Source organism: Ferrimonas sediminum (genome assembly GCF_900100175.1).
GTDB classification, from domain to species: Bacteria; Pseudomonadota; Gammaproteobacteria; order Enterobacterales; family Shewanellaceae; genus Ferrimonas; species Ferrimonas sediminum.
Genome location: NZ_FNEM01000007.1, coordinates 173065 through 188071, shown reverse-complemented (window position 1 = coordinate 188071; position 15007 = coordinate 173065). Strand labels below are relative to the sequence as shown.

Sequence of the window (15007 nt, the reverse complement as noted above, 5' to 3'; positions counted from 1 at the left end):
GCGAGGGCCCAGCGTCTTTGGTTTTATTGCTTTAAAGTCACTGGATTCTCGCCTGCGCATGAATGACGAAGGGCAAAAGTCAATGGATTCTCGCCTGCGCAAGAATGACGAAGAGCACAGCCACTGGCTACCCGCGTTCGCGGGTACGACGGAGTGTGGGGCACTGAGTGACCACGTGCCCCCGAATAATGAATAGGGACAACTAGAGCATAGGGTGGGGCCTCAGGTAGCGGGCGAAGCGGGGTAGGCCGGCGTCGGTGGTGCCGTTGTAGCGATAGGTGATAACGGTGCCAATGGCGGGAGGATTTTTCCGTTCGGCATCGCTGAAACCACTGCCGATGCGAAAGCGGCGGCCATCCTGGGTTTCCACTTCTACCGCTCCTAGCATGCCCTGGTATTTGCCTTTACCCTCCTGGTGCGCCACCACCACTGCTTCGCCGTCTTGGTAACTCTTGTACTTCAGCAGTTGGCTGGAGCGCCCGGGCAGATACAGGTTGTCCTTGTGGTGCAGCATCAGTCCCTCTCCCCCTAACTCGGTCACCAGCTCCAGTTGCCGTTGCAGCGCCTCGGGACTGCTGACAGGCCGCTGTTCAATGACCTGAACGAAGGCGCGGTCGATACCCCGAGTAATGGCCTGAAGCCGTTGGTAACGCAGCTGAAAGGGTTCGGCTCCCATAGGCAGATCAAACAGGTACAACCCCACCTGTCGCCACTGCTTTTCATTGGGTTGCTGGTCACGAACGATGGACATCAGAGATTGAAAGCGGCCCCGCCCTATCCATAACTCGCCCTCAAGCTCGATGGTCGGTAGCGGGGCGGTAAACCAGCTTGGGGCATGGATGCGCTCACCGCTTCGACTCCATAGTGTACTGCCATCCCAATAGGCCCGAATGCCGTCGAGTTTTTCGCTGACCAGGTACTGGCTTAACTCCAGAGATTGCGGATAGTCGGAGGCCAACATCAGTTTTGGTGCCTGGGCGACGACGGTGAAGGGGAAGTGACTGAAGGTCAGGCTCAGGCTAATGGCCAGAGCCACAGAGTGGCGATTCATAGGGTACCTCCTTGTACACCTAAGCGGGTCTTTGTGGACGCTGTCGAATCAGTGTAGTTGCTTTTGCTCGATCCGTTTACGCCTCAATGGCGAAGGGGTCGTTGCTCGGGTCATCATTCCATTGGTATTCGGCCAGGGTGGCGATGCGGTCTGCTTCGGCTCGGCCTCGATATTGGCTGATCAGCGCCAGGGCGGCATCGGTGCCGGCAGAGACGCCGGAAGAGGTTATGAACTGACGGTCATCGATCCAGCGTGCCCGGGGTTGCCACTGCACCTTACTGTTGAGGCCACTGACCCACTCAAAGGCCTGCTTGTTGCTGGTGGCCTTGTGTCCTTCCAGCAGTGGGGTTGATGCCAGCAGCGCCGAGCCGGTGCAGACAGAGAACACTTTGTTGGAGACATGGCACTGACGGGTCATCCACTCCAGAAACACCTCATCCTTGACCAGCGAACGGGTGCCCATGCCGCCGGGAATAATGAATAGGTCACAGTGGTGTACCTGGTTGGTGTCGAGATCCGCCACTACTTTAGGGCCCTGATAGCTGCGAATGATGCTGCGTGCCCCGACCAACTCAATATTGACCCCTTTCATGTGACCCAACATCTCGATGGGGCCATGAAGATCCAGGGTTTCGTAGTCATCAAACACCAGGGCGACGATGCGAAAGGCATCGTGGTTGCTGCTGGCATAGAGGGGAAGGGAAGCGGCGGCCACGGAGGCGGAGGTGGCCATAAGGAATTGTCGTCGATTCATGCGCAGGTCCAGGTTGGGTACAGTAGGCCCCTGTGTTCAGGGTGTTCTCAGCAGTGAGAGTAGCTCAGCGGATTCAGCCTGGGTACAGCTATGAGCAAAAAACACGCGGTTTTTCAGGTGGCAAAGCGTTAGTGAATGTGTCGAATTGGGGGGATGTTTCACAAATGTAGGCGGATAACTCCATTTGTTCCGCCTTTGGGGGGTTAATCGTTGCTGCAGTTGTCGCGGCTGACGAAGCTCTGTAAGACCAACGGGCCGAACTGGTCGCCGGTGCTCAGGGGGACTGAGCAGGAGGTGTGAAGATCCAGAGTCTGTTGCAGGCCATCGGCGGTCAACAGTAGCTTGGTTTGTGCCGGCAGGCGCCCGGCCCGGCCACCGGTGCCGTTAGCGACCACCACCAGATTGCCGCCTTTGGCGACGCTGGGGGTCAGCACCAGGATATCGCGCTGGGGCTCATCGAGATTGAACTTGTGCTGGAAAGTGGCCACGTTGATGTTGGCGGCGTTATTCAGATCGCCAGTGCACTTGAAATCGTCACCCTGGTCATTGTCTGAGGCCGCACAGCTGCCGCCGACATAGGTGAAGGTGAGTTGCTTCGGGCGGCATTCACAGGCGTTTTGTGTCTCCTCGGGAGTCGACAGGCCCGCCGCCACCCAGACGAAAGACGCCGGATCGATGGTTTTGCTGCCGTCGGGGTTCAGCACGGTGAGGGGATCCACGTAGGGGTCGGTTTCCGACAGAATCTCAATTTCGATGAAATCGACGCCGGCGGGAATCGGCACATTGCGAATGTAGTCGTCCCACTCGTCGCCTTGGTTACTCGTCAGGGCGTTGGCATCGCGAATCTCGTTAGCCGGGTTGTCACCGACGCGAATCACGACCACCGAGGGGCGATCGTTACCGGTCTGGCCGTCACCCTCGACACTGGAGACGAACATCGACAGGTTGGCGAAGCGTTCGCTGCTGCTGGGGGCAAACTCAAACCGCACGGGTACAGTAGAACCCAGTGTCTCGGAGAACTTGTCGGTGGCGGGATAGTTGCGCTCCCACCAGGCCGCGTCGTGGCCATCTTTCAGTTGCAGCGCGTTGGATGAACTATCGCTGTAGATCAGCATGATGCCTGCGCCATTTTTGCCATCATCACCAAAATCGGGGTTGGGTAGGGCGATGTCGTCCAGACCGGAGATCAACAGGGTGTTGCTGCCGGGCTGCACCAGGTTCAGTGCGGTAATGTCGGCGCGAATGGTGGCGCTGTAGGCGTTGTAGAAAGAGATACTGGGGCTGCCGCCGAATCCTTCAACGTATTCGCCAATGACCTCGCCGGTGACCAGGGTCGGGGCGCCGGAACCCACCCGCTCCACATCAATGTCGAGATCGTAGCCGGTGTCTTCATCGAACACCTGCCAGTACAGCAGCACCCGCTCGATGGTTTCGCCGCTGTTGACGCTAATGCTGATGCTTCCCGGGGTTTCCGGCAGTGAGTGCAGGCCGGTACCGGCGATGCGAATCTTGCTGCCCCGTTGCAGGGCCTCGATCAGCATCTGATTGCCGGTGGTGTCGGCGATGACGCCGAGCGTCTCATTGCCTTCCGAGAAGCCGGCGGGGGAGAGCAGAAGGGTAGAAGAGAGTAGCAGGGCTGGTACAGACCCTTTAGATAAGCGACAAAGGGCAGAATTCATAACATACTCCTTTCAATGCGTGACGAGAAGTCGTCTGAAAAGACCCAAGGAGTATAGTCATTATCTTAATAAGCGACGGGGCGATCTCTTACAGGATTTTTCTGGGGCTGTAGCGAGCCGACCGCCCGGCGTGGGGCGGTCGGGGTGAGCAGTAGTCAGGCGTAAATCTTACTGGTCAGTCGGTCTTCACTGCGCCGGCCCGACAGGTGGCGGCGATCGGCTTTGTCCTCTTCGAAACGAACTTCACCGCGACGCTCCTTGTGGCTGCGGCGGTCGTGATCCCGGCGTTCGGTAGTAGGTGATTTCATGGCGGCTCTCCCTATGGCTGATGATCTAGTTATAGGAGAGGTTGCCAGGGCTGGCCAGTTTGGGCCGTGATTGGTCTGAGCAGTACACGGATGTCGCAGCTGGGCGGGGCTTGGGAGCGGGATTTCTTGACCGCAGCTGACAAATGATCTCGATAAGATCGATACAATGCTATACAAGTGAAGAAAGTGTGTTAGCATATGCCTCGGCCTGAAATCAGACCTATTTATATGAAACGCAATATTATGCTTTAGAACGCTTCGTCCGGACGCTTACGCATCCAGCATCATGAAGTTTTTCCTATCATAAGTTTTAGCTCACATAAGTAATTCATTTCTTGGCTATATCTGCGCATAATGCGAATTATTTTTTGAAAAATTAGGATTAATCATGTCTAAGTCTACTGGTATCGTTAAGTGGTTCAACGAAGAGAAAGGTTTCGGTTTCATCACTCCAGACAACGGCGGTGCTGACGTATTCGTTCACTTCCGTGCCATCGCTTCTGAAGGTTTCAAGACCCTGGCTGAAGGTCAGCAGGTTTCTTTCGAAACTGAGCAAGGCCAGAAAGGCCCTCAAGCTGCTAACGTAGTAGCTCTGTAAGTCAAAGCCTCGCTTTGAACTTCAAAAATGCTGGCTGAGGCCGGCATTTTTTGTGCCTGACGTTTGCCGCCAGGCCTGCCAGACAAAGGCGCAGCGGGAGATACCGGCTGCGCCTTTTTGGTTTCTCGCCCACCTATTTTTCTACCCCCCTTCAGCTGATCCGCATCATCAACGCATCTTCTTCGCTTTGGCCCGGACGATCTGATGGTGGGGGCCTTTCTGAATACCGAAGAGGCGTTATCATAATTCATACTAGTTAGGGGGCAGCCAGTAATGAGTGCGTCTTTTTGCTATGACGGTAAGCAATGATGGACGCTGTGGAGCGGGTGCTAGAATTTTCTGATAGGTTCGCTGGGCTCTGATTTAAATTGACGCAGGGGGCGGCACATACGTGGCACAGACAAAAAAGGCGCAGCGGTTACTAACCGGCTGCGCCTTCTTGTATATGGTGGCCCCTGGGGGACTTGAACCCACGACCAAGCGATTATGAGTCGCCTGCTCTAACCAACTGAGCTAAGGGGCCTTATCTATTTAGCGGGCTTAGAGGCCCACTGAGCTGCTGAGTATATCCAAGCCAAATCCCGTTGTCATCCGCTCTGTGGGCGTGAAAAGCCCTTGCTGGTGGCGTTTGCTTAAGAAAACGCCAGTGAGAGTGGGGAGCGGCTTTCGGTGACAGGGAAAAAGCACGGTGGTGGTTGGCGGCTCGGTAGCGGCGCCGGCGTTGATTAGGATCATGGTTTGCCACCAGTCACTGTGGTGCTATGGCGGTGAGGGCAGGGTCTGCGAAGAGTGTGCTAGCTTAGACATTCACTTCGTACCGTTTCACTAACCGATGGAGAATCAGGATGAACGCATACAAAAAGGTATTGGTGCCACTGGATTTTCACAGTGATAACGATCAGATCATGGCTAAAGGCCGGCAGATGGCCGAAGCCAATGACGCTGAGATGTACCTGCTGCACGTCAACGAACCCATGGCCGGGGTCTACACCTTCGAGGCGGTCAGCTTTGGCGATCAGATGGAGGAGTTTAAAGACCGAATCCGCAGTGAAGCCAGAGAGCGTCTGAACCAGCTTGCCGGTGATCTGGGCATCGCCCCCGAACGGCAACTGATTCGTGAGGGCAAGGCATCGCGCGAGATTGAAGATGTGGTCAACGACTTTGGCATCGATTTGGTTGTCATGGGCACCCATGGCCATTCGGGCCTGCAGCGGCTGCTGGGCTCCACCGCCAACAGCGTGCTTAACCACGTCGATTGCGACGTGCTGACGGTGCGCATTAAAGAGTAACCTCCAGGCGCGCTGAGCGCCGAATCTGCTGTTAGCGGCAAGGGGGTGTGAGCGTCGGCTCGCTGCCCCTTTGGTGCTGGCAACACTCCCCCTGATGGTGTGTTTTTCTAATACGCCTTTTGCTTAACTGCGCCGCTACTGATTCAATCACCTACAATTAATGGGGATTAGCAGGGTTTGTGCTGTTGCTGGGTCAGGCTGGGGCGCCCGATTGCCACTGCCGGACACCGGCGCCGCTGAAATTGGCCATCGCGGGAGAATTGATATGAGCGTTTACAGCAAGGTTTTAATACCGCTGGATTTTCATGGTGACAATGAGTGGATCGTTGCCAAGGGCATGAAGGTGGCGGCCGATCATGGCGCCGAGTTGTTTTTGCTGCATGTGGATGAGACGCTGGCGGAGCGCTACCTGTTTGAGTCGGCCAGTTTCAGCGGCCACCTGAAGGGGTTTAAGGAGGAGATCTGCCAGGAGTCACAGCAGCGTATGCGAGCGTTGGCCAAGGAGATACAGCTGGACGACGCTCATGTGCTGGTGCGCGAAGGTAAGGCCGCCAAGGCGATTGAAGCGACCGTTACTGAGCTGGGCATCGATCTTATCGTGATGGGCACCCATGGCCACTCCGGTCTGCAGCGGCTGCTGGGCTCCACCGCCAATCGGGTGTTGCACAGTGTCGACTGTGACGTGCTAACGGTGCGCATCAAAGAGTAGCGGCAGTTAGACCACACAGAAAGCGACTCAGGAAGCGGTGTGGGCGACCCGGGTTACCAGTTGCAGCTTATGCGCCAACAGCACAATCAGGGCGTAGCAGCCGAGGCTGGTGGCCACCACCAGGTGCCAGCCGCCGTACTCCCAGATGGGCAACAGCACAAAGCCCCCTAGGCTGGCGCCCAGATAGTAATGCACCAGGTACAAAGAGCTGGCCTTGGCCCGCTCTTTGACCGCGTTTTTGCCCACCCAGCTGTACGCCAGGCTGTGAATCTGGAAAAAGCCCACCGAACACAACAGCAGTCCCACAATGATGATGCGCAGATCCGCCGACAGGGTGATTACCGTACCCATAATCAGGAACAGGGCGCCGGTCTGCATGCCCGCCGGGGCGGTGTAGTAACGTAGCCAGCGGCCCGACAGCTGGGCCGAGATGCTGCCGGCCAGGTAGGTCAGAAACAGTAGCGACAGCTGGAAGGTGGTCAGGCTCCAGGGGGCCTGGGACAGCTGGAACGTCAGCACGGTAAACAGGTTGACGAAGGTGCCGAAGGTCAGTCCGGCAATCAGGAACGCCGGTTGCAGCTGCGGGTTTTTCAGGTGCGCCATCAGCCCCTTGGCGGCGTGGCTCAGCGAGGTGGTGCTGGGCTGAAAATTGCGCTGCTGTGGCAGCATGGTGCTGAGCATCAGGGCGGCGGCGCAGCTGAGTACCACCAGGGTAATAAAGGGCACCTGCCAGTTGTCGAAGTAGCTGGCCATGCCGCCAATCAAACGGCCGCTGAGGCCGCCGATGGCGTTGGCGGCCACGTAGCTGCCCATGGCGGCGGGCAGGCGCTGGGCACCAATCTCCTCCGACATCCAGGCGGCGGCCACTGCCACAAAGCCAGCCAACATAATGCCGTGAACAATGCGCAAGACAATGAACCACTCGACGCTGCTGGTGTTGAGCAGTGCCAGGTTGATCAGCGGCAGGCTGGTGAGCGACAACAGCATGATGGGGCGGCGACCGATGGCGTCGGAAACCATGGCCCAGGGGATCAGGAAAATCGCCAGTGCCAGCGGCGCTCCGGCGTGCAGCCAGTTGGCGGTGGCGGCGTCCAGCTCAAAGGCCTCGGCCAGCATCGGCAGCATCGGCTGGGCCACGTACAGGTTGCAGAACACGACCATGGCCGCCAGGGTGAGGGCGGTCAGGGCTTTGAGGTAGTTGCGGCCGGCGAGGGTTGCCATCTATCGGTTACTCTGTGCTGTTAGTGCCCACAGAATACTCTCGTTTCAGAGTGTGGAATAATACAAATCATCAATGAAGTCTTAGATTTGACCTTATCCGGTAAACGCGGTAGAACGCGCAGAAATCCTGCTGAGGGTTGCCGATAATGGCGTCATCTCTGTGGTGTTGCCTTCGGGCTGAAGAATAAAAAACGAGTCTACTATGTCGCAAAAGATTATTTTTGATACCGATCCTGGCATCGATGATGCTATGGCCCTGCTGTTTGCCCACGCCCACGACAACGTCGATATGGTGGCGATCACCACGGTGTACGGCAATGGCGTTATCGAAGATTGCACCCGCAACGCCTGTTACATCAATGACACCTTCAACATGGGCGCCACTGTGGTGCAGGGGGCGGCCGGTCCGCTGACCCGCGATCCGGTTGGCCCCACGGTGGTGGTGCACGGTGAGCATGGCCTGGGTACAGTCGAGGTGCCGCTGGATTACCCCATCAACATTGATCCCCGTCCGGCCCACGAATACATGTGCGACCTGGCCCGGGAGAACCCCGGTGAGATCACTCTGGTGGCGGTCGGTCCGCTGACCAACCTGGCGCTGGCACTGCAGCACGATCCCGAGATCGTCAACAACGTCAAAGAGGTGGTGATCATGGGAGCGGCCTTTGGTGAAGGCGGCCATCGCGGTAACGTATCACCGGTGGCCGAGGCCAATATCCATGACGATCCCCACGCCGCCGATCAGGTGTTCTGTGCCGACTGGCCGGTGACCATTGTCGGCCTGGACGTGACCCACCAGACCTTCTTTACCGGCGACTACCTGGACGAGCTGCGCCGCAGCGCCGGCGAGGTGGGTGAATTTATCTGGCAGGTGAGCCGCTTCTACCTGAAGTTCTACTCTGAGAAGGTGGGCGTTGACGGCTGCCATGTGCACGATCCGTCGGCGGTGGCCTACGTGGCCGACCCGAGCCTGTTCGGAGTGCGCAAAGGCCCGGTGCGGGTGGTGACCGAAGGCCCGGCCATCGGCATGACCATTCAGAAGAGCGATGAGCGCTTCTACCATCACGACGAGTGGTCCTGCTTCCGCAGCCAGCAGGTGTGCGTCGAGGTCGACAACCAGCGTCTGCTGCAGATGTACAAAGACAGCATCAACTCGCTGGCGTAAAGGGGGCGATAGAGTCGGTTGGCTTAATGGTGGTCTTTTCGGGGGTGCCTTAAGCCAACTATTGCTGGAGTTCTCATTACCGGATGCGGTATTTTAGGCGGGTGTTACGATAGGTTTTTGAAAAAGCAGTTTTTTTAAGGCGGAGATTACAAGGACTCATGGTATGTCGCATCGCCTGATCCAGCTGTGTCTGGCGCTGTTTCTGGCAGCCAGCGTGCTGTTTCTACCCTCCTGGCTGGTGTCGTCCAGCTATGAAATTCAATGGTTGCTGCAAAACCTGCCCTGGGTGCTGCTGGCCAGTGCCTGGATCGTCAGCCGCATCTACCGTCTGCAAAAACTCAGTTTTATGGTGCTGGTGTCTTTGGCCAGTTACGGCGTGATCCAGTGGAAACTGCAGGTGCCGCTGCCACAGGGCAACACCGAGCTCATTTTCTGGGGCCTGTGTCTGCTGGCGCCGCTGCTGGTGTTCCTGCTTGATGTGTTGCCGGAGAAGTGGATCGCCACCGGTCGAGGCGGCTTTGCCTATGCGCTGCTGCTGGCTCCGGTCGCCCTGTTCTCGATGCTGCTCAGTTCCAGCGCCGAGGCTACTCACCGATGGCTGGCGTCCTGGGTGACGGTGCTGGGGGGCTATCCGCTGCCCTGGGTGTTGACCCTGATGATGGCCTGCTATTTTGTTATCTCCACCCTGATTCAGACCCGTCGCCGCGACAAGGGCGACTCGGCGGCGCTGCTGTGCCTGATGGCATTGGGGTTGACCTGCTACCAGTTCGATACCCCCGGGGTGTCCTCCTCCATGTTCACCATTTTGGGGCTGTGCCTGCTGGTGTTGCTGATGCTGCATAGCTATCGACTGGCGTTTTTCGATCTGCTTACCGGGGTGCGCAACCGCCGCAGCCTGGATGCGGTGATGCAGGGGCTGTCCGGCCGTTACCAACTGGCGATGATCGACATTGACCACTTTAAGACATTTAACGACACCTTCGGCCACGACGTCGGCGATGACGTATTGCGATTGGTGGCGCAGATGCTGACCCGGGTGAAAGCCGGCGGTACCGTGTACCGCTATGGCGGCGAAGAGTTCACCATTGTGTTTCGTAGCCGTGAGCGCAAACGCTGCCTGGCGGCGCTGGATGCGATTCGCGAAGAGATTGCTGCCTATCCGTTTTACGTACGCAGCACTCAAAGCGCCGGGGTGGCCCGCCGGAGCCGCAGCCAGGCCCCCAAGGTGGCACCGCAAACCATCACCGTCAGCATGGGGTTGGCACAGCCCCGGGCCGAAGACGCCAATGTCGAACAGGTAGTAAAGCGTGCCGACGAAGCCCTGTACCAGGCCAAGCAGGCCGGCCGTAACTGCATCAAGGCCGACCGCATCCTCAATCGACGCCCCAGCCGTCGCCGGGTGGCGGCGTAAGCCAACAGCCTGCGGCTTTACGCGCTATTGACTACCCCTTAGACGAGAGTCGACTACCCTTTAATTATTGGATATAAAACGCGGCGCATCAGGGTCGTGGCAATCGGATAGGATGTCCTTATGGTATTTCGCTCAGTGCAGCTGCTGTTGCCTGTGCTGTTGGGTTTATGCGCGGCATTGTTGCCAGAGTTGGTAGCTCAGTCGCAGCCGATGGTGCATCAGGGGGTGCTGCTGTTGCCGTGGTTTTTGCTGCCCATCTCTTGGGTGGTCAGTCGCTTATATCGCCAGCCTAAAGTCAGTTTTCTTATTCTCATCAGCCTGTTGGTCTACTCGCTGCTGCAAAGCCAGCGGCTTCACCCTGAGCTGGCAACCCATACCGAGGCGTCGTTCTGGTTGCTGTGCCTGCTGGGACCGGTGTTGATTCTGGTGTTCAGCTGGCTTCCCGAAGAGATGACCGGTGAAGCGAATAATTGGAAGTGCTACCTGATCATCGCCACCATTGGCATTGTGGCCCTGAACCTGTTGCAGCAGTTTCCACAGCAGACGGTTTATTGGATGCAACTGCTGCTGGCGCTGGAGCCCGGGTTGCCACCTTTGGTACCGCTGTTGCTGTTGACCCTGTACCTGCTGATCACCGGTTTGTCGCTGATTCGCCGTCATGAGACCAGTGACGGCGTGGCCTTTATGGCGCTGTTGAGCATGGGCTTTGGGTTTTGCGGTTTTCATACCGAGTACGGGCCTGAGGTGAGCTTTAGCCTGTTTGCCATGATGGTCGTGGTGTTACAGGTGTTGCACAGCTATCGGCTGGCGTTCTTTGACCCCCTTACCGGGCTGCGCAACCGCCGCAGCCTGGTCAGTACGCTGCTGGACTACCCGAAAGGCTACCATTTGGCGATGGTCGACATCGATCACTTCAAAGACTTTAACGACACCTTTGGCCATGACGTCGGTGACGAGGTGCTGCGGGCGGTGGCCTCGGTACTGGAGCGGGTCGGGGTTGGCGGCAAGGTGTTTCGCCTGGGCGGTGAGGAGTTCGTGGTGGTGTTTGTCAGCCGCGATCGCAGCGCCTGCACCGGAGCGCTGCAAACGGTGCGGGAGATGGTGGCCCACTATCCGTTCAAGGTGCGCCAGCCCCTGAATGCGGCTTCAGAGAGGGCCGCGACGCCTTCTCAGCCACAACGAATCACCGTCACCATTGGGTTAACTCAACACAGCCCGCGGGATAGCAGCGTCGATGCGGTGCTCGCCCGAGCCGATAAGGCGTTGTACCGAGGCAAGAGTCGTGGCCGCAACTGTCTGATGTTAGACGACGGCAAGCCGGTGCCCTGGGTGACCATCGGCGGCGAAAAGCGACTGGTGTAGCCTTGGCTACCAGATCCCCTTTGATTTTACCTTACTGGCCAGCGCCAACTGCGTATCCAGGCTGGGCACCTCGGAATCGGCGCCGGCCGGTATTGCGTTGCCATTGCTGACCTGACTGCGCAGCGCCTTCAGCTGGGCCATCAACTTATCCTGCCCCTGCTTCAGTGCCACAAACTGGCTGCCAAAGTCGACATGGGAATCCGGTTGGGCGTCTGGCGTGCCGCCCTGGCTGGCCAACTGCTGCAGCTGGGCCAGAATCTGCTGCTGTTGCTGCTCCAACTGAGCCAGTGCACCGGACAGGTCGCTGTCTGGCTGAGTGGTTTGCGGCTGTTTTACTAACTGTTCCAGTTGCTGCTGCAGCGGTGCCAGGTTGACCTCGGTACTGGCCTTGGGGGCCGCCATGGAGGTCTTGAGCATCGAAGTCAGCTTGGTCCACTGGCCGTCAGACAGACCGGCGCCGCTGTCGCTATCGACACTGACGCCGCTGGCGGCCAGCAGTTGAGTCAGGGTCTGGCCCTGCAACCGCTCCTCCACCAATGCCTGGGCCAACATGGCAGGAAGCTGTGGTGACAGTTGCTGCAGAAACAGGCCCGACAGATACAGGTCGCGATGGAAGCCATTGCGCCGTTGCTGTGCCACCTCTTTGCTGTCGCCGCGGCCTCTCTCCTGTTGCTGCCACTGGCGCAGGGTATCCACCGCGTACTGATGTGAACCGTGGAGCTCGGGTTCCAGGGTAAAGCTGCATCGAATGCGCATGGGCTGCCCTTTTAAACCGCTTCAGCCGGTTCGGCGGCATGGTAGCAGCAGATCTCCCGCGACAGGGCTTCCTGAGGCTCCTGGACCAGCACAATCTTGTCACCCAGAGTCGGGTAGGCGGCGCGAATGGCGGTTTCGATCAGCATGGCGCCACCGCCCACCAGATAGATGCGGTTGGGGTTGCGGGTAAAGGTCTTGGCTTCGTAGGCGACGGCGGCGCCCAGTTCGGAGATCTTGTCTTCGATGCGCTCAAGTACCCAGTCCACCTTGGACAGATCGTTGATCACTTCGTTGACAAAATTGCGGTCCTGGCGTCGCTTAATCAGCTCGTTGGCCACCAGGTAGCTGGCGTCGCTGTCGGCAGCGGCCAGTGCCTTGCGGGCGGCGTTGGTGACCATGGAAACGCCGATCTCGGCATTGCCGTACACCGCCGAAACGTCATCGAATTCACCGACGATCACGCCCATGTCCAGGGTGGTACCGCCACAGTCAATCACCAGCGATTTGGTGAACTCGTTAACGCCGGAATCCATCAGGGTGGTCAGCACCGCTGGCAGGCTTTCCGGCAGCACTTCGACGTCGACAATCTCAAACAATTCGCCCTTGTTGAGACTGATGTCGCGCATCAGGTTGGCCTTCTTGCGGGCGATGTTCTCTTCGTTTTTCTGGCAATCGTCAGCCTTGTAGTACTCGGTGATCGGTAGGGTCACCAGAATGCTGACCGGGCCGGGTTGTACGCCGGTCTGAAGCAGGGCGTGGTGTACCGACAGCAGGTTCAGATCGTCGTATTGAAAGGCCACATGAGTGGTGGACAGGGCTTTGTCTGAGGTGGCGTCGTAGGTGTATTTGGTGGCGCCAATCTGGTAGTTGAAGACCTTGCGGTCGCTCAGCAGCGCGGCGCTTTTCCAGTCTTTTCTAAAGGAGTTGGGGGAGGTGACGCTGCGCACCAGGCCCTTTTCAATCCAGCTGATTTTAACGTTGGTGGATCCATCATCGATGGCGAATTTCATGTTGGCTGACTGCATCCCAGTTCCTGTAAAAAAAGCCCACTACCGTGGGCTAATGCGACCCCTGGATCCACAAACTTAAATTGAATTTTGAAAAAAGTGACATTGGTAGCATCTGCTTCGCGGGCACGGCGGAGGAGGTACCGCCACCCTTGCGAACGCGAGGGCTCGAATCGCACTGTCACCCTTGCGAACGCGAGGGCCCGAACCGCACCGTCGCCCTTGCGAACGCGAGGGCCCGAACCGCACCGTCGCCCTTGCGCACGCGAGGGCCCGAACTGTACCGTCGCCCTTGCGAACGCGAGGGTCCGAACCGCACCGTCGCCCTTGCGCACGCGAGGGCCCGAACCGCACTGTCACCCTTGCGAACGCGAGGGTCCAGCGTCTTCGGTTTTGGGTATGGGTTAAGAAAGCCACTGGATTCTCGCCTGCGCAAGAATGACGAAAGGCACAGCCACTGGGTACCCGCGTACGCGGGCACGACGGAAGACGGGTTGAGATGGGGGGCTGCGTACACCGAATGCTGATCAAGGTTTAAGCAATTGAATTCGAGTGCGATTTGTTAACCTTTTGTAACTGCAGTAAGGTTGCTCGCTGACATTGGGATAACGCAAGGAGATGCGAGCAATGAAACGGAGTTTATGGGTTGTATTCATTCTGGTGGGCCTAAGTGGTTGCGCCAGCCCCTATCGTCAGGGGTTGGAGCCGGATCGCAGTGGTGATCTGGTTAAGGCCAAGGTGTATGCCAACCTGAGTGACACGGAGTTGGATGCCCAGTACCCGGTTCAACAGACGACGGCCGTCGGTGGCGGTGCGCTGGGTGGGCTGGCGGTGGCACTGGTGGATGCCTACGTAAATAGCAGCAATGAGTCTGAGGCCGAAGATGCCATCGCCAAGCTGAAGCAGGCGATGGGTCCGGAGGCACTGAAACTGGCCTATCAAAAGCAGTATCAGCTGTTGATGGAGGCGATGCCTGAGTTGAGGGGAAGGCCGGTAACTGTGTTGGAGAAGGCGCCGAAAGGCGGAGCCAAAGGATTAGGTTTGGCCCCGGAGGAGATTGGGTTGGTGCTCACTCCCGGCTACAGCTTGACGGTATCTAAGCGGCGATTGCAGGTCAGCCTGGTGGCAGAGTTATATCAGAAGCCAGGCGGAAACAAAGCAAAAACCCGCAAGCCGAAATTGATGTATCGCAACCGCTTCGTGTATCAATCGGATGCGCTGGAAGCGGTAGACAGCATGCCCTCTCCAGAAGAAGTTGAGCGTCGCATTGCTGAGATTCGAGCTAAATATGCAGAACTGCCTAAAGATTCCCTGGCCCGAAATAAGGCGCAGAACAAACGTAATAGGGCACTGAAGAAAGCATCTGACCGATTACCTCAAGCGATGATTGATGCTAAGCAGTCGGCTAAGTGGCTTGATGATGATGCCAACGCTTTGCGCCAGCATATGCACACCGGTGTTCAGGAGGTGTTCGCTATGATGGCCTTCGATGTGAAGCTGCAGTTGGACAAGTCTGAATTGAAAAAAACCAAAATAGTGCGAGCCGGTGAGCAGCGACAATGGGTACGTCTGGTAACCCCAGGCTCCGGTGGGGTGTTGGTGTCCCTGGAAAAAAGCGATGCACTGGAGGTGCCCAATACCACTAATGGCACCGTATACCTGGGGCCTTACTAAAGCCTGAGAGGGAAGCGTTAGCG

The 15007-nt window shown here is 57.8% G+C and carries 15 protein-coding genes and 1 tRNA gene; 8 read left to right on the top strand and 8 right to left on the bottom strand.

The window, feature by feature from the left end; all coding sequences use genetic code 11:
- The coding region (locus tag BLT77_RS20385; RefSeq protein ID WP_218126927.1) for a hypothetical protein at positions 1-196 on the top strand (196 nt) is incomplete at its 5' end.
- Positions 197-202: 6 nt separating this feature from the next.
- Here BLT77_RS20385 and BLT77_RS10600 read toward each other — a convergent pair.
- From BLT77_RS10600 to BLT77_RS20280, 4 genes are all read right to left on the bottom strand, one after another.
- On the bottom strand, positions 203-1051 hold the full coding sequence (locus BLT77_RS10600; RefSeq protein WP_090365240.1) for a DNA ligase: 849 nt from the start codon (positions 1049-1051) through the stop codon (positions 203-205).
- A gap of 76 nt (positions 1052-1127) precedes the next feature.
- On the bottom strand, positions 1128-1805 hold the full coding sequence (locus BLT77_RS10595; RefSeq protein ID WP_090365239.1) for a DJ-1/PfpI family protein: 678 nt from the start codon (positions 1803-1805) through the stop codon (positions 1128-1130).
- 203 nt (positions 1806-2008) lie between these two features.
- Complete coding sequence (locus BLT77_RS10590) at positions 2009-3484, bottom strand: DUF7467 domain-containing protein (protein WP_090365238.1); 1476 nt, start codon at positions 3482-3484, stop codon at positions 2009-2011.
- Between the two features lie 155 nt (positions 3485-3639).
- Positions 3640-3792 (bottom strand): hypothetical protein, encoded by a 153-nt coding sequence (locus tag BLT77_RS20280; RefSeq protein ID WP_176819274.1) that lies wholly within the window; start codon positions 3790-3792, stop codon positions 3640-3642.
- Positions 3793-4180: 388 nt separating this feature from the next.
- Between BLT77_RS20280 and cspE the strand changes: the two genes are divergently transcribed.
- A complete protein-coding gene (cspE, locus tag BLT77_RS10585) occupies positions 4181-4390 on the top strand; it encodes a transcription antiterminator/RNA stability regulator CspE (protein WP_028114360.1) in 210 nt (69 codons plus the stop codon).
- 446 nt (positions 4391-4836) lie between these two features.
- On the opposite strand, the gene BLT77_RS10580 is transcribed toward cspE, so the two are convergent.
- Positions 4837-4913 (bottom strand) — tRNA-Ile (locus BLT77_RS10580).
- 322 nt (positions 4914-5235) lie between these two features.
- Here BLT77_RS10580 and BLT77_RS10575 point away from each other — a divergent pair.
- On the top strand, positions 5236-5679 hold the full coding sequence (locus BLT77_RS10575) for a universal stress protein (protein WP_090365237.1): 444 nt from the start codon (positions 5236-5238) through the stop codon (positions 5677-5679).
- 265 nt (positions 5680-5944) lie between these two features.
- The gene (locus BLT77_RS10570) at positions 5945-6388 is read left to right on the top strand and encodes a universal stress protein (RefSeq protein ID WP_176819273.1); all 444 of its coding nucleotides are present in this window, start codon (positions 5945-5947) and stop codon (positions 6386-6388) included.
- Between the two features lie 27 nt (positions 6389-6415).
- Here the strand turns inward: BLT77_RS10570 and BLT77_RS10565 are convergent, their stop codons facing one another.
- Positions 6416-7609: an MFS transporter gene (locus tag BLT77_RS10565; RefSeq protein ID WP_090365235.1), complete on the bottom strand. Its 1194-nt coding sequence runs from the start codon at positions 7607-7609 to the stop codon at positions 6416-6418.
- A 202-nt stretch (positions 7610-7811) separates the two neighbouring features.
- Here BLT77_RS10565 and BLT77_RS10560 point away from each other — a divergent pair, with 202 nt between their 5' ends.
- The 3 genes from BLT77_RS10560 to BLT77_RS10550 all read left to right on the top strand — a co-directional run bounded on the left by BLT77_RS10560 (position 7812) and on the right by BLT77_RS10550 (position 11547).
- A complete protein-coding gene (locus tag BLT77_RS10560) occupies positions 7812-8774 on the top strand; it encodes a nucleoside hydrolase (protein ID WP_090365234.1) in 963 nt (320 codons plus the stop codon).
- Positions 8775-8937: 163 nt separating this feature from the next.
- Positions 8938-10185 (top strand): GGDEF domain-containing protein, encoded by a 1248-nt coding sequence (locus BLT77_RS10555; RefSeq protein ID WP_090365233.1) that lies wholly within the window; start codon positions 8938-8940, stop codon positions 10183-10185.
- A gap of 120 nt (positions 10186-10305) precedes the next feature.
- On the top strand, positions 10306-11547 hold the full coding sequence (locus BLT77_RS10550; RefSeq protein WP_090365232.1) for a GGDEF domain-containing protein: 1242 nt from the start codon (positions 10306-10308) through the stop codon (positions 11545-11547).
- Between the two features lie 6 nt (positions 11548-11553).
- Here BLT77_RS10550 and BLT77_RS10545 read toward each other — a convergent pair whose 3' ends face one another.
- Both BLT77_RS10545 and parM read right to left on the bottom strand, forming a co-directional pair.
- Complete coding sequence (locus BLT77_RS10545; protein ID WP_090365231.1) at positions 11554-12303, bottom strand: hypothetical protein; 750 nt, start codon at positions 12301-12303, stop codon at positions 11554-11556.
- 11 nt (positions 12304-12314) lie between these two features.
- Positions 12315-13328, bottom strand: a complete 1014-nt coding sequence (gene parM / locus BLT77_RS10540) for a plasmid segregation protein ParM domain-containing protein (protein ID WP_090365230.1) — start codon at positions 13326-13328, stop codon at positions 12315-12317.
- A gap of 609 nt (positions 13329-13937) precedes the next feature.
- On the opposite strand from parM, the gene BLT77_RS10535 reads away from it, so the two are divergent.
- Positions 13938-14984, top strand: coding sequence for a hypothetical protein (locus BLT77_RS10535; RefSeq protein WP_090365229.1), 1047 nt, complete (start codon positions 13938-13940; stop codon positions 14982-14984).
- Positions 14985-15007 lie beyond the last annotated feature (23 nt).

Coding starts and splice junctions, on each gene's coding strand:
- BLT77_RS10600 (WP_090365240.1), bottom strand. CDS start 1,051: ATGAATCGCCACTCTGTGGCTCTGGCCATTAGCCTGAGCCTGACCTTC.
- BLT77_RS10595 (WP_090365239.1), bottom strand. CDS start 1,805: ATGAATCGACGACAATTCCTTATGGCCACCTCCGCCTCCGTGGCCGCC.
- BLT77_RS10590 (WP_090365238.1), bottom strand. CDS start 3,484: ATGAATTCTGCCCTTTGTCGCTTATCTAAAGGGTCTGTACCAGCCCTG.
- BLT77_RS20280 (WP_176819274.1), bottom strand. CDS start 3,792: ATGAAATCACCTACTACCGAACGCCGGGATCACGACCGCCGCAGCCAC.
- cspE (WP_028114360.1), top strand. CDS start 4,181: ATGTCTAAGTCTACTGGTATCGTTAAGTGGTTCAACGAAGAGAAAGGT.
- BLT77_RS10575 (WP_090365237.1), top strand. CDS start 5,236: ATGAACGCATACAAAAAGGTATTGGTGCCACTGGATTTTCACAGTGAT.
- BLT77_RS10570 (WP_176819273.1), top strand. CDS start 5,945: ATGAGCGTTTACAGCAAGGTTTTAATACCGCTGGATTTTCATGGTGAC.
- BLT77_RS10565 (WP_090365235.1), bottom strand. CDS start 7,609: ATGGCAACCCTCGCCGGCCGCAACTACCTCAAAGCCCTGACCGCCCTC.
- BLT77_RS10560 (WP_090365234.1), top strand. CDS start 7,812: ATGTCGCAAAAGATTATTTTTGATACCGATCCTGGCATCGATGATGCT.
- BLT77_RS10555 (WP_090365233.1), top strand. CDS start 8,938: ATGTCGCATCGCCTGATCCAGCTGTGTCTGGCGCTGTTTCTGGCAGCC.
- BLT77_RS10550 (WP_090365232.1), top strand. CDS start 10,306: ATGGTATTTCGCTCAGTGCAGCTGCTGTTGCCTGTGCTGTTGGGTTTA.
- BLT77_RS10545 (WP_090365231.1), bottom strand. CDS start 12,303: ATGCGCATTCGATGCAGCTTTACCCTGGAACCCGAGCTCCACGGTTCA.
- parM (WP_090365230.1), bottom strand. CDS start 13,328: ATGCAGTCAGCCAACATGAAATTCGCCATCGATGATGGATCCACCAAC.
- BLT77_RS10535 (WP_090365229.1), top strand. CDS start 13,938: ATGAAACGGAGTTTATGGGTTGTATTCATTCTGGTGGGCCTAAGTGGT.